Annotated in this window: 12 protein-coding genes; 7 read left to right on the top strand and 5 right to left on the bottom strand. The window is 68.3% G+C overall.

Annotated elements, in window-relative coordinates; translation table 11 throughout:
• Positions 1-76: 76 nt before the first annotated feature.
• Entirely contained in the window at positions 77-943 is an 867-nt protein-coding gene (phnE, locus tag ACUSIJ_RS03175; protein ID WP_449306902.1) for a phosphonate ABC transporter, permease protein PhnE, read from the top strand.
• 44 nt (positions 944-987) lie between these two features.
• Here phnE and ACUSIJ_RS03170 read toward each other — a convergent pair whose 3' ends face one another.
• The 4 genes from ACUSIJ_RS03170 to ACUSIJ_RS03155 are packed head-to-tail and all read right to left on the bottom strand — an operon-like array spanning position 988 to position 5,807.
• Positions 988-1,932: an ABC transporter permease gene (locus ACUSIJ_RS03170; protein ID WP_449306901.1), complete on the bottom strand. Its 945-nt coding sequence runs from the start codon at positions 1,930-1,932 to the stop codon at positions 988-990.
• Positions 1,929-3,017 (bottom strand): putative B6 ABC transporter permease subunit 2, encoded by a 1,089-nt coding sequence (locus ACUSIJ_RS03165; protein WP_449306900.1) that lies wholly within the window; start codon positions 3,015-3,017, stop codon positions 1,929-1,931. Before ACUSIJ_RS03165 ends, ACUSIJ_RS03170 begins: the two co-directional genes overlap by 4 nt.
• Positions 3,014-4,651 (bottom strand): ABC transporter ATP-binding protein, encoded by a 1,638-nt coding sequence (locus ACUSIJ_RS03160; RefSeq protein ID WP_449306899.1) that lies wholly within the window; start codon positions 4,649-4,651, stop codon positions 3,014-3,016. Before ACUSIJ_RS03160 ends, ACUSIJ_RS03165 begins: the two co-directional genes overlap by 4 nt.
• A gap of 16 nt (positions 4,652-4,667) precedes the next feature.
• Positions 4,668-5,807, bottom strand: coding sequence for a putative B6 ABC transporter substrate-binding protein (locus ACUSIJ_RS03155; RefSeq protein WP_449306898.1), 1,140 nt, complete (start codon positions 5,805-5,807; stop codon positions 4,668-4,670).
• A 285-nt stretch (positions 5,808-6,092) separates the two neighbouring features.
• Here ACUSIJ_RS03155 and ACUSIJ_RS03150 point away from each other — a divergent pair, with 285 nt between their 5' ends.
• The 6 genes from ACUSIJ_RS03150 to ACUSIJ_RS03125 all read left to right on the top strand — a co-directional run bounded on the left by ACUSIJ_RS03150 (position 6,093) and on the right by ACUSIJ_RS03125 (position 11,199).
• Positions 6,093-6,797: a DUF1007 family protein gene (locus tag ACUSIJ_RS03150; RefSeq protein WP_449306897.1), complete on the top strand. Its 705-nt coding sequence runs from the start codon at positions 6,093-6,095 to the stop codon at positions 6,795-6,797.
• Positions 6,798-6,864: 67 nt separating this feature from the next.
• Complete coding sequence (locus ACUSIJ_RS03145; RefSeq protein ID WP_449306896.1) at positions 6,865-8,046, top strand: nickel/cobalt transporter; 1,182 nt, start codon at positions 6,865-6,867, stop codon at positions 8,044-8,046.
• A 527-nt stretch (positions 8,047-8,573) separates the two neighbouring features.
• Positions 8,574-9,413, top strand: a complete 840-nt coding sequence (gene cysE, locus ACUSIJ_RS03140) for a serine O-acetyltransferase (RefSeq protein ID WP_449306895.1) — start codon at positions 8,574-8,576, stop codon at positions 9,411-9,413.
• A 156-nt stretch (positions 9,414-9,569) separates the two neighbouring features.
• Entirely contained in the window at positions 9,570-9,788 is a 219-nt protein-coding gene (locus ACUSIJ_RS03135; RefSeq protein WP_449306894.1) for a DUF3126 family protein, read from the top strand.
• A gap of 208 nt (positions 9,789-9,996) precedes the next feature.
• Entirely contained in the window at positions 9,997-10,302 is a 306-nt protein-coding gene (locus tag ACUSIJ_RS03130) for a DUF6949 family protein (RefSeq protein ID WP_449306997.1), read from the top strand.
• Between the two features lie 369 nt (positions 10,303-10,671).
• On the top strand, positions 10,672-11,199 hold the full coding sequence (locus ACUSIJ_RS03125; RefSeq protein WP_449306893.1) for a gamma carbonic anhydrase family protein: 528 nt from the start codon (positions 10,672-10,674) through the stop codon (positions 11,197-11,199).
• Positions 11,200-11,236: 37 nt separating this feature from the next.
• Here the strand turns inward: ACUSIJ_RS03125 and ACUSIJ_RS03120 are convergent, their stop codons facing one another.
• Positions 11,237-12,529, bottom strand: a complete 1,293-nt coding sequence (locus ACUSIJ_RS03120; protein ID WP_449306892.1) for an MFS transporter — start codon at positions 12,527-12,529, stop codon at positions 11,237-11,239.
• Between the last annotated feature and the right edge of the window lie 18 nt (positions 12,530-12,547).

Genomic DNA, 12,547 nt, shown 5'->3' with positions numbered 1-12,547 from the left:
CAAGCCCGCGCGGCGCCTGAGCGAGGCCCGCACGCGGCTGGCCGCAGGCCGGACGTGTCGGCATAAGGAAACCAACATGCGTCCCATCCATCTCGATGCCGTCGCGCCCGAAGAAATCCGCGCCGCGCGCCACCACAACCCGGCCGCCTTCGGCCCGTCGCCGGCAAGGCGCGCGCTCACGGGCTCCATCGCCGCGGCGGTGCTTGCCGTGCTGGTATGGCTGCACGTCGCCTACGGGCTCACCCCTGCGCGGCTGCTGTCGCCCGATCCGCGCGCCGGGCTGCTGCTCGCGAACTTCTTCGACTGGTCGAACTTCGCCAATTTCGCCCATGCGGACATCTTCCGCTCGCTCGGCGAGACCATTGCCATGGCGTTCATCGGCACCTCGCTCGCGGCCATATTGGCGCTGCCGCTGGCGTTCCTGGCGGCGCGCAACGTCATTCCGGCCTTCGTGATCCGCTTCCTCACCCGCCGCACCTTCGACGTGGCGCGCGGCATCGACCAGATCATCTGGGCGCTGATCTTCATCTCGGCCGTGGGGCTCGGGCCGCTCGCCGGCATCCTCGCCATCTTCATCTCCGACACCGGCACCTTCGGCAAGCTGTTCTCGGAAGCCATCGAGAACACCGAGAAGGGGCCGGTCGAGGGCATCCAGTCGGTCGGCGCGTCGCCGGTCTCCGTCCAGCGCTACGCCCTGCTGCCGCAGGTGCTGCCGGTCTATGTGTCGCAGGCGCTCTACTTCTTCGAGTCGAACACCCGCTCCGCCACCGTGCTCGGCCTTGTGGGCGCGGGCGGCATCGGCTTCGAGCTGATCTCGCGCTGGCAGGTGATGCGCTTCGACGAGGTCGCCTACATCATCCTGCTGATCCTGATCACCGTCTCCCTCATCGACCAGGTCTCGCGCCGCATCCGCGAGCGCCTCATCGGACAGGTGAACCAGTAGGGACAAGTGAGAATCAGCGCGGGAATCGGCAGGGGGTTCGGGTCTCATTTGCCAAGCGGATTGCCCCGGCTCCACGCCTCGCCGAGCGCCGCCGGCAGCGCGCCGCCCTGGCCGAAGAGGGCCAGGACGATCAGCACGGCGGCGAAGGGCAGCATCTGCACGACATCGGTCGGCGCATCGACCCCCGCGACCTGCAGCGCGGTGGTCGCCGACAGGCACGCGCCGAACAGCAGCGCACCGGCGAGCACCATGACCGGGCGCCCGCGCGCCAGCATGGCGAGCACGATGGCGATGAAGCCCGCGCCGTTGGTCATGAACGGCACGAAGATCCCCGCCCCGACGACGGCCATGAACGCGCCGCCGAGCCCGGCGCAGGCGCCCGCCGTCAGCACGGCGACGGCGCGCGTGCGCCCGACGCTGCCGCCCGCCGCATCGAGCGCCGAAGGGCGCTCGCCCGCCGCCTGCAGGGCGAGGCCGAGATGGGTCGCCCGATAGATCCACGCCATCACGGCGACGAGGCCCGCAGCGGCGTAGACCACGGCCGGCCGGTCGAACAGCGCCGGCCCGACGACCGGCAGGTCCGACAGACCGGGCAACGGCCACGACGGCGTCGCGGCCAGGCGCGGATAGGTCGTGGCGAAGGCGAGATGATGCAGGATCGCGGTCACGCCCTCGGCGCCGAGCAGGAGGGCGATGCCGACGACGATCTGGTTGAGGCCGAGCCGCACGGCCAACAGCGCCATGAGTGACGCCACCCCCATGCCGGCCGCGATGCCGGCCAGGAAGCCCCACCACGGGTTGCCGCTGCCGAGCACCGCGACGAAACCGGCATAGGCGCCGGCGAGCATCATGCCCTCCAGCCCGATGTTGAGCACGCCCGCCTTCTGCGACATCTGCTCGCCGAGCCCCGCAAGCCACAGCGGGACGCCGGCTGTCACGGTGCCCGCCAGCAGGGCGGTGGCGAAAGTCTGCGTCAGAAGGTCGGTCATGGCGCCGGCTCCCCCGGCCCGGCCCGCGGCCGGCGCGCCGCGCGCTGGTCGAGCGCCTCGCCTGCGGCAAGGGCGATCAGCAGGATGGCGACGATCATCAGCGTCACGTAATTGGGCACGCCCAGACGCCGCGCCGCGCTCTCGCCGCCGACCGACAGCACCGAGAAGATGAAGACGAACACGATCGCACTGATGCCGTTGAGGCGGGCGAGGAACACCAGCGGCACCACCATCAGCCCGTAGGCGGGGTTCCAGTCGGCCCGCACGTTGCCCTGCACGCCGAGCACGTCGACCGCCCCGGCAAGGCCCGCAAGACCCGCGGACAAGGCGAAGACGGTAAGCGTCAGCCACGGCACGTCGAGCCCGGCATGGGCGGCGGCGCGGGCGTTGAGCCCCACGATGCGCAGGCGCAGGCCGAAGGCCGTGCGCGTCATCACCCAATGCACCAGCAGCACCGCCGCGAGCCCCAGCAGCACACCCGAGGAAACCGCGCCGCCGGGCAGGCGCGGCAGACGCTCCGCGACCGGCAGCGTCACCGTCTGCGGCACGGTGGTGCCGGGATCCTGAAACACGAACTTGATCAGCACGTTGGCGAGCGACAGGCCGAGGAACGACATCATCAGCGACGAGACGACCTCGTTGATGCCGCGAAAGGCGCGCAGCCACGCAGGCAGCACCGACCACGCCGCGCCGACAGCGGCGGCGGCGGCGAAGCAGGCGAGCCACGCCAGCCACAGGGGCAGCGCGCCGGCAAGCAGCGGCGCAACGGCTGCGGCGATCACCGCGCCGAGCAGATACTGCCCGTCGCCGCCCAGATTCCAGATGCCGGCCCGGAAGGCGAGAATGAGGCTCGCGGCGAGCAGCAGCAGGGGAGCCATGCGCGTGACCGCCGCCTGAAGCCCGGAAGGCGACAGCAGCCCGCGCTGCACCACCTGCCCGAAATAGGCCGCCGGATCGACGCCGAGCACGGCGAGCGCGCCCGCCGTCAGCAGCAACGCGGCCAGCAGCGGCCCGGCGACCACCCGCAGGAAGCGCCCCCGCAGGAAGCGCCCCGTCGCCAGATGCCCTGTCAAACGGCCCGTCATGCCGTGGCCCCGACGGGCCGTTCGCCCCGGCTGATGGCCCGGCCCGCCGCCTCGCGCCCCGCCGCACCCCCCGCCATGCGCGCGACGATCCGCCCGCCGGACATGACGACGATATGGTCGGCGAGTTCGACGATCTCGTCGAGATCGGTGGAGATCAGCAGCACGGCGAGCCCCGCCCGCGCCGCCGCGCGGATGCGGATGCGGCAGGCGTCGGCGCTCAGCACATCGAGCCCGTGCGTGGGCTTGGCGAAGACGATGGCGCGCGCATGCGCATCGAGCTCGCGGGCGAGGATGACCTTCTGCAGATTGCCCCCGGACAGGTACGCCACGGGCGTTTGCGGCCCCGGCGCGCGGATGTCGAAAGCCGCGATCGCCGCGCGGGCATGGGCGTCGATCGCCGCCCCGCGCGCCACGCCGCCCCGCCAGAACGGCGCGTCGCCGACGCGCTTCAGCAGCAGGTTGAGCCCGATGGAGAGCGGCCCGACCGCCCCTTCCCCCAGCCGGTCGTCGCTGGCGTAGCGCAGGCCCAGCCTGAAGCGCCCGGCCACGCCGAGCCGGCGCACGGAAACGCCGTCGAGCAGGATGTCGCCGCCATCGATGGCCCGCTGGCCCGCCACCGCCTCGGCGAGCTCGCGCTGGCCGTTGCCATCGATGCCGGCGACGCCGACGATCTCGCCGGCGCGCACCGTCAGGTTGATTCCCTCGAGAGCGAAATCCGATCTGACCGGATCGGGTTTCGCTCTGCGATGCTTTCCCTGGAGCGATAGCGGCGGCGAGGTCCCGGCCAGCGAGAGCCCCTCCACCCGCAGCACCGCCGCGCCCGCGACGGCGGACGGGCGCCCTGCTGCGGGCGCGGCCGGCACGGCCTCGGCGTCCGAAAACATCATGGCAAGCAGGGCGCGCCGCGCCGCCTCGCGCGACGTGTCCGCGCCGGCGTCGAGCTCCCCGGCCTTGCGCCCGCGCCGCAGCACCGTGATGCGGCCGCCGCAGTCGAGCGCCTCGTCGAGCTTGTGGGTGACGAAGACGATGGCCATCGGCCGTTCCGGATCGGTCGCGAGGCGGCGCATCAGCGTCACCAGATCGGCCGCCGCCTCGGGCGTCAGCATGGATGTCGGCTCATCGAGCACCAGCAGGCGGCTGTCGCGCATCAGCGCCCGCACGATCTGCGCCCGCTGCAGTTCGCCGAGCGACAGCGACCCCGCAGGCGCGAACGGATCGAGCCCGCCGGCGGTGCCGATGCGCCGTTCGGCCGCGCGCATGCGCCGGGCGATGAGCGCACGCGGGGGCCTCCGCCACCAGGGAGCGGCGCCAAAGGCGCTGCCGAGCGCGATGTTGTCGACGAGGCTCAGCGAGAGCACCAGTTGCGGATGCTGGAACACGACACTCACGCCTGCCCCCATCGCCTCGCGCGGCGAGGTGAAACGCCGCTCGGCGCCGTCGACGCGGATCACGCCCGCATCCGGCTGCTGCACGCCGGCCAGAATGGCGGCGAGCGTCGACTTGCCGGCGCCGTTCTCGCCAAGCAGCACGTGCACCTCGCCGGCGTGAAGATCGAGATCCACGCCCGCGAGCGCCCGCACTCCCGCATACGACTTGCCGATCCCCTCAAGCGACACGAGCGGCGGGGTGAGCATGGCGGGGGCGGTGTTTCTAAGGCGTGCTGGTCGTGGTCGTGACGAGCGCGTGCACGCCCGGCGCGTCGAAGACCGGCGTGAGCGCGATCTTGCCGTCGACGATCTCCTGACGGATGGCCTCGATCTGCTGCCAGACGTCGTCCGGAATGTGGGGCGTCTTCAGCAGCGCGACCGAATCGTCCTTGAGCGCGATGCCGTAGTTGCGCTCGCCGAACGTGCCCGCCTTCACATCGGCGATCATGGCCGAGAACACCGGCTCCAGGTTCCAGATGACGGAGGAGAGCAGGTGCCCCTTGTCGATGGGCGTCTTGTCCCCGATCACGTCGATGAACCAGACCTTGCCGCCGTCGACGGCGGGCGTGGCCTCGACGGCGGCGAGCATGCCGAAGCTCGACCCGTTGCCCTGCCCGAAGATGATATCCGCGCCGGCGGCGATGACGGTCTCCGTCACCCGCCGCGCGCCCGCCGCGTCGCTGTAGGCGGCAGGCCCGATGACGGCATAGCGGATGACGATCTCGGGCTTTTCGGCCCGCGCCCCTTGCGCGAAGGCGGCCGACTGGGAGTTCCAGCCCGGCGGCTCGCCGGAGGTGACGATGCCGAGCGTGCCCGTGCGGGTGAGCTTCGCCGCGAGGCGGCCGGCGAGATAGGCGCCCTCGTGGCCGCTCGCCGTATAGTCCGCCACCTTGCCGGGCGCGCGCGCCTGCGGGCGGTCGGTGATCGCCACCGGCACGCCCGCCTCCTCGCCGATCTCGGGCGCGGCGGTGTTGTAGCCGCTGGCGTGGGCGATCAGAAGGCCCGCCCCGTCCTCCACGAGCTCCCGCAGCACCGGGCGCACGTCGTCATAGCCGAGGTTTTCCGCCACCAGCGCCTCGACACCGGCCTTTTCGGCCGCCTTGCGCGCCGCCTCCACGCCCTGCTGGTTCCAGCCGTAGTCCGTCGCGGCCTCGGGCGCGAGAATGGCGATGGACTTGAGCTCCGCCGCCCCGGCAGGCGCCGGCCCGGCGAGCCAGAACGCCAGCGCGACGGCTGCGGCTTTCGCGAACGCGCGAACGGACGCACCGGACTTGGCAATGATATCAGACTTTGCAACGATATCAGATTTGGCAATGCTATCAGGCTCGGCGATGATATCGGCAACAATGGACCTGTGACGCATGACTCCTCCCCGCCGGCAGGCATGCCCCTTCGCTGCCGCCCGGCGATTTTTTATAGGACCTCGCAACGGGAGAAATCCAGATGCGGCCGCGATAAATGTTGCGGACGCCGCCCGCCGCCGCATGGCGCGTCCGTCCACACCATCGCCGCAAACATGGCTATTGTGGTTGCTGCCGCCGCACCCCCGCCGCGCCTCTGGGCGCGGGCGGCCAGGGATGGTATAGGCGAATGGCGCGGCCGCGCACCGCAATGCGCGGCGACATGTCGCGGACGGATGGAACGATCGATGGTCATGCTGGAACGCGACAGGATGCCTCCCGGCCGCCGATCGGCCGGCTGCAAGTCCGCCGGCCTTCGCCGGGCGGCGGCATGGATGCTTGCGCTTGCCGCCTTCGCTGCAGCCGGGCAGGCGGCGGCGCATCCGCACGTCTGGGTGACGGCGCGTGCGCAACTGGCATTCGACGGCGACAACATCACCGCCATCCGGCACAGCTGGACCTTCGATCCGGCCTATTCGCAATTCGCGACGCAAGGGCTCGACACCAACGGCGACGGCAAGCTCGACGCCGCCGAACTCGCGGATCTCGCGACCACGAACGTGGACGGCCTCTACGAGTTCGACTTCTTCACCAAGGCGAAGGCGAACGGCAAGGCGCTTACCTTCACCAAGGCCACCGATTCGTCGATGGAGTTCAGGGACGGCGCGCTGACGCTCAACTTCACGCTGCCCGTCGACCCGCCGGCGCCGGCGAACAGGGCGCTGGCGGTGGAGCTCTTCGATCCGACCTATTTCGTGTCGTTCCTTTTCGCGCCGGAAGCGGATGCGGCGGCCGTCACCGGGCGGGAACCGGCGTGCGCGATCACCATAACGCGGCCGGAGCAGCGCGTTTTCGACGACGAAGAGCTGTCGGAAGCGTTCTTCAACGCCTTGACGTCGGCTTCCACCTTCGGTCAGGATTTCGCCACACGGGCGATCGTCGCCTGCCCATGATTGCCTCGGCCGAGACCTTCCCGGCCGGCGATCGTCCGCATCCAGGAACGCTGCCAATGGCCCCGACATGAGCGACACGACGGTTTTCGCGGCGTCCCCAAGGTCCGCGCTGAGGGACGTCCTGGTCCGGACGGCTGTCGCGGTCCTGGCGCTGGCGCTCGTCGGCGGGCTGTTCGTGCTCCTCTCGCAGATGGGGGCGCCGGTGGAAACGCCACCCGCGCCGCGCCATCCCTTCTCGGCGGGCCTCAACGAGGCCGCGCCCGAGCCCGTGGGCATCGGCGGCGCCATCCTCGCCATCCAGTCTGCCTTCTACACCCGCATGATCGCCGCGCTGCAGGCGTTTTCCACCGAGACGGCGGCTTTCTGGACGCTGGTGGCCCTCAGCTTCGCCTACGGCATCTTCCACGCCGCCGGCCCCGGCCACGGCAAGGCGGTGATATCGGGCTATCTGGTGGCCGACGGCCGCCGCTCCATCGGCCGGGGGCTGGCGCTGGCGTTCGCATCGTCGATCCTGCAGGCGCTGTCGGCCATCGCGATCGTCGGCGTCATGGCACTGGTGCTGAACGCGACCGCCGCCACCGTCAACGCCACCGCCCGGGTGATCGAGCAGGCGAGCTTCGTACTCGTCGCGGTCGTCGGCCTCGTCGTGCTGTGGCGCAAGGCCGGGCGTCTCGCCACTCTTATGCGCGTCCCGGCCGCCATGGAGCCGATGACGGCGGAACCTGCCAGTGCGGTCTCGGCCGACTCATCCGGCGATCCGTTCGCAGGGCTCGCGTTCCGGCCCGCAGGCGAGGCGGGATCGGGCCGGTTCCGCGCCGAGGCGGTCGAGGAGCGGGACGCTCCTGCCGCATGCGATGACCCGTCCTGCCGGGCAGGCGGCTTCTGCGCCCACACGCACCTGCTCACGCCCGCGGAACTCGGCCGGATCGACAGCCTGCGCGACATGGCGATGGTGGCCCTGTCCGCCGGCCTGCGCCCGTGTACCGGTGCGATCATCGTGCTCGTCTTCGCCTTCGCACAGGGTATGCCAACGGGCGGCCTGGCGGCCGCGTTCGCCATGGCGCTTGGCACGTTCATCACCGTCGGCGCGCTGGCGAGCCTCGCGGTCTTCGCCAAGCGGCTGGCGACCGGGCTGGCGACGGGAATGACGGGCGAAAGCAGCAGAACCGGCGTGCGGGCCATCGCGGCGCTGGAGGTGCTGGCCAGCGCCGCGGTCGCCGTCATAGGCGTCGTTCTGGTGCTGGGCTGACCGCCCTCCATCGAAAGAACTTGCCAACGCGATGTTCGTTGTCACTTTTCACTCATTGCAATTCAATGTAGCGTGGGCCTGGGCTCGTTGGATGGCGGCTTGCGTTGATGGCTTGCGCTCCCCCGGGCCTGCGGCTCCCGGTGACCCCCGGGAGGCGGAGGTTTTCGCCGCTGCCGGCATGTCGGTGGCAGCGGAGGAGGAGTGTGCGTGGCTCGAGCCCACAGGCTGGATCCGCCGCCGGTGGATTGATGCGGAGCAGACGGAATGCGGGTAGTTCGGCGGATGGTCGCAGACCGGCAGGCAGGCAACCGAGTGGGTTGCCGTATGGGCGGCGCCAGCTCTTCGCGCGCCAAGGCCTTGAGTGGTGTCAAGGCCTTGAGCGGGACGAGAGCCTGGGGCGGCTCATCGGCGCGGGGACCCGAAGCGGCGATGGAAGTTGCGCTCGAAACAAGACGGATCTGCCGCTGTTAGCGGCCTCGCACCGTCACGCGATTTTTGTCTCCTTCTGGACTTTCGGGAACTCGATAATGATTTCGGAACAGATTTCCACAGCCGCCCAGTCCGGCATCGCACCGGCACCCCGAGACCTCATCTGGTCTCGCCTGCGCCGGGAGGCGGCAGCCGTCGTCGACCGGGAACCCTATCTCGGCGGCATGATTGCCGGTTCCGTCCTCAATCACGACAGCCTGGAGGCGGTGCTCGCGTTCAAGATCGGCCAGCGCCTCGGCCATCCGACCCTGCCCGGGGAACTGATCACCCAGGGGTTCCTGGCGGCCGTCGCCGACGAGCCGGAGCTGAGCTCCACCGTCCGCGCCGATCTGCTGGCGGTGGTGGACCGCGATCCGGCCTGCACGCGCGTCATCGAGCCGGTGCTCTACTTCAAGGGCTACCACGCCCTCGTCACGCACAGGCTGGCCCACTGGCTGTGGAAAGCCGGGCGCAAGGACTTCGCGCTGCACCTCCAGAGCCGGTCGTCGGAAGTCTTCCAGACCGACATCAACCCCGCCGCCCGTTTCGGGCACGGCATCTTTCTCGATCACGCCACCGGCTTCGTCGTCGGCGCAACCGCCGTGATCGGCGACAACGTGTCGATCCTCCAGGAGGTCACGCTCGGCGGCACGGGCAAGGAAAGCGGCGATCGCCACCCGAAGATTCGCAGCGGCGTGCTCATCGGCGCCGGAGCCAAGATTCTCGGCAATATCGAGGTCGGCACCTGCGCACGAATCGCCGCCGGATCGGTGGTTCTGCATCCCGTTCCGCCGAACACGACCGTCGCGGGCGTGCCCGCGAAGGTCGTCGGGGCGGCGAACTGCGTCGAGCCGGCCCGCACGATGGATCAGATTCTCGGAGATTTTCCGGACGACTAGTACAACCTTGAATTGTTTTCCGAGACGGGTTGCGGCGGGCCTTCGCCCGCACTATCAAGCGTGAGCCTATCCTTTAGCGCGCGTTCGGCAACGGATGCGCGAAAAGATTAGCCGTCTGCCTATCGAAGCACCAACCAGAACTGAGATCCCTGCATCATGGACAAAAAAGAGCTTAGCAAAATCGAGCAGTTCCTGCGTCGCACCTTTGCAAATCATGCCATACGTGTCGTCGGCCGGCCAAGAAAGAACGATTCCGCCGAAGTTTATATCGGTGACGAATTCATAGGTGTATTATTTGTAGACGATGAAGATGGAGACAAATCGTATAGTTTCCAGATGGCAATTCTTGATACTGATCTCGACGACTTAGCTTAAAATTGTAGAATTTCAGTTTATTGTATGTAAACTTTTTACCATAGGGTGACATAGGCCGCTGTTTGAAGCGGCATTTATTCTTTCACCCTATGGTTGTGATGTATTTTGGACACGCGTATACGTCAATTGTGCTATTCACTTCGTATCTATTGATAGTAATCAATGCGGACGCTATTGATTGCACCGAATTCAACTGGTATGGCGCAACATGTCAAATTTTACACTCCAAGCGTTCGTTTTGGGATTTTCGTTGGCCGGGTTGATTTGCAATTGTTTCGAGTTTTTTACCGGCCGCCCGGCCAATTTCGGTCTCATGTTCGCGCGTGGCGTCGCGTTGCTCGTCTGTTTGCCGCTGCTGGTGTTCTCCGCACCCTATATTCTGGCGCGCAATGCTTATCGGGCTTTCGGCGTCTACGGGCTGGGCTACAGCTCTCTCATCGTGGTGTTCATCACCTCGATCATCTGGAGCATCATGTGCGGCCGCGTCGTGCTGTTTCTTCTGACGACCGCATGATCTTTCGGGCATGAGGAAGCCGGACGCGATGAAGCCGGATGGTTGCGCCTGCGCCGATACGGCGAGCCCGCCGGTCAGGACCATGATGCAGTATTCCGGCCGCGGCTCTGTCAGCCAGCCGACGTTACTTGCAGGCTGCCCCATGCCCGACACCCGGCGGCCCATGCATCTGCGGACAAATATGCACTGCTATTCTTGATGGGCGCGCATGCCGATCAATCGGATAGGACCATCTGCCGGACAAGCGCGCCGATGGCGTCAAAGTGACTTGCGCGGATGTCGAAAGTATGCGCATTTTTCCTGAAAGTGATTGTTATACAAAGGGATGCACGCAAGGGAACGCGAGTGTCCGCCGCGATGGAGAGGACAATGCCGATATATCGATTGGGAGATGCCATACCGACCCTGCCGCCTGAGGGGCATTTCTGGGTGGCGCCCAACGCCTCGGTGATCGGGCGGGTGGTGCTCGGCCGCGATGTCGGCATCTGGTTCGGCGCCGTCCTGCGCGGCGACAACGAGCCGATGATCATCGGAGCCGGCACCAATATCCAGGATAACGCCGTGCTCCATTCCGACGCCGGCCAGCCGCTGACCATCGGCGCTGGCTGCACCATCGGCCACAGCGCCATCGTGCACGGCTGCACCATCGGCGACAATTCCCTGATCGGCATGGGTGCCACGGTGCTGAACGGCGCGCGTATCGGCGCCAATTCCATCGTCGGCGCGAACGCGCTGGTGACGGAGGGCAAGGAGTTCCCCGACAATTCGCTGATCGTCGGCGCCCCCGCGCGCGCGGTCAGGAGCCTCGACGAAGCGGCCGTCGAGGGCCTGCGCGCCTCCGCCCGGCACTATATCGAGAACTGGCGGCGCTTTTCGGCGAGTCTGGTACAGATCTGAGCCCGCATGGCGCCGGTCGAGGACCGGCGCCGCGGTGTTATGCCGCCGCCACCCGCTGCGGGGCGCCGGAACGGCGCAGCGTCAGCACGGACAATGCGGCGATGAGGCACATCAGGCCGGCGATCTGCAGCGCCGGCATGTAGGTCGCGAGGTCACTGCGGATCGTTCCCGCACCCCACGCGGCGGTCGCCGCGCCGATCTGATGGCCGGTGAAGATCCAGCCGAAGAACAGATTGGCGCGCTGCGGCCCGAAACGCTCGGCGGCGAGGCGGACGGTGGGCGGCACGGTGGCGATCCAGTCAAGCCCGTAGAAGATCGCGAACACCGACAGTTCGAAGAAACTGAACCCCGAATACGACAGGTAGACCAGCGACAGCCCGCGCAGGCCGTAGAACCAGAACAGCAGCCAGCGGTTGTCATAGCGGTCCGCAAGCCAGCCGGCGCCGATGGTGCCGATGAAGTCGAACACGCCGATTACCGCGAGCGTCGTCGCGGCCGCCACCGGCGCCATGCCGAAATCGCCGCAGAGCGCGATCCAGTGCGTCTGGATCAGCCCGTTGGTGCTCAGGCCGCAGACGAAGAACGTCCCGAACAGCACCCAGAACGTGCCGTTCGTCGAAGCATCGCGCAGGGCGACGAGCGGCGCGAGGAGCGCAGTGCCGATGCCGCCGATGCGGGGCGGCGGCGGGGTGATGGCGCTCTCGCCGTGGACGGGCAGACCGACATCGGCGGGATAGTCGCGCATCAGCATCAGCACGAGGAGCTTCGCGCCGATGATGACGACGATGATGAAGGCAAGCGCGCTGCGCCACCCCCAGGCTTCGGTGAGCGCGGCCATGAGGGGCAGGAAGACGAGCTGGCCGGTGGCGTTGGCGGCCGTCATCAGCCCGACGACGAGCCCCCGGCGGTGGGAGAACCAGCGGGTGGCGACGGTCGCCCCCAGCACCAGCGCGGTCACGCCGGTGCCGACGCCGACGATCACCCCCCACCACAGCACGAGCTGCCACAGCTCGGTGATCAGGCACGAGCCGATCAGCCCGACGATGATGAGCGCGAGCGCAGCCGCCACGACGTTGCGCACGCCGAACCGGTTCATGAACGCGGCGGCGAACGGCCCCAGCAATCCGTAGAGCAGCAGCCGCACCGCCATGGCGAAGGAGATGTCGGCCGTCTCCCAGCCGAACTCCTGCCGCAGCGGCTCGATCATGACGCCCGCCGACCCCATGGCGCCCGCCGTGGCGAGCCCGGTGAGGAAGGTGGTCGCGACCACGACCCAGCCATAGTAGATATTCCGGCCCGCGAGCCACGCGGAGAGACGATTCGATATCATGCCCGGTCCCGCACCTGT

Source organism: Pseudochelatococcus sp. B33 (assembly GCF_053570585.1).
Note: the sequence above shows the minus strand (reverse complement) of the source record. Positions and strands in the feature narration are given on the sequence as shown.

Bases quoted from the DNA above. Each gene is read 5' to 3' on its own strand.
- ACUSIJ_RS03145 (WP_449306896.1), top strand. From the start codon at position 6,865: ATGAGCGACACGACGGTTTTCGCGGCGTCCCCAAGGTCCGCGCTGAGG.
- cysE (WP_449306895.1), top strand. From the start codon at position 8,574: ATGATTTCGGAACAGATTTCCACAGCCGCCCAGTCCGGCATCGCACCG.
- phnE (WP_449306902.1), top strand. From the start codon at position 77: ATGCGTCCCATCCATCTCGATGCCGTCGCGCCCGAAGAAATCCGCGCC.
- ACUSIJ_RS03125 (WP_449306893.1), top strand. From the start codon at position 10,672: ATGCCGATATATCGATTGGGAGATGCCATACCGACCCTGCCGCCTGAG.
- ACUSIJ_RS03130 (WP_449306997.1), top strand. From the start codon at position 9,997: ATGTCAAATTTTACACTCCAAGCGTTCGTTTTGGGATTTTCGTTGGCC.
- ACUSIJ_RS03120 (WP_449306892.1), bottom strand. From the start codon at position 12,529: ATGATATCGAATCGTCTCTCCGCGTGGCTCGCGGGCCGGAATATCTAC.
- ACUSIJ_RS03135 (WP_449306894.1), top strand. From the start codon at position 9,570: ATGGACAAAAAAGAGCTTAGCAAAATCGAGCAGTTCCTGCGTCGCACC.
- ACUSIJ_RS03150 (WP_449306897.1), top strand. From the start codon at position 6,093: ATGGTCATGCTGGAACGCGACAGGATGCCTCCCGGCCGCCGATCGGCC.
- ACUSIJ_RS03165 (WP_449306900.1), bottom strand. From the start codon at position 3,017: ATGACGGGCCGTTTGACAGGGCATCTGGCGACGGGGCGCTTCCTGCGG.
- ACUSIJ_RS03160 (WP_449306899.1), bottom strand. From the start codon at position 4,651: ATGCTCACCCCGCCGCTCGTGTCGCTTGAGGGGATCGGCAAGTCGTAT.
- ACUSIJ_RS03170 (WP_449306901.1), bottom strand. From the start codon at position 1,932: ATGACCGACCTTCTGACGCAGACTTTCGCCACCGCCCTGCTGGCGGGC.
- ACUSIJ_RS03155 (WP_449306898.1), bottom strand. From the start codon at position 5,807: ATGCGTCACAGGTCCATTGTTGCCGATATCATCGCCGAGCCTGATAGC.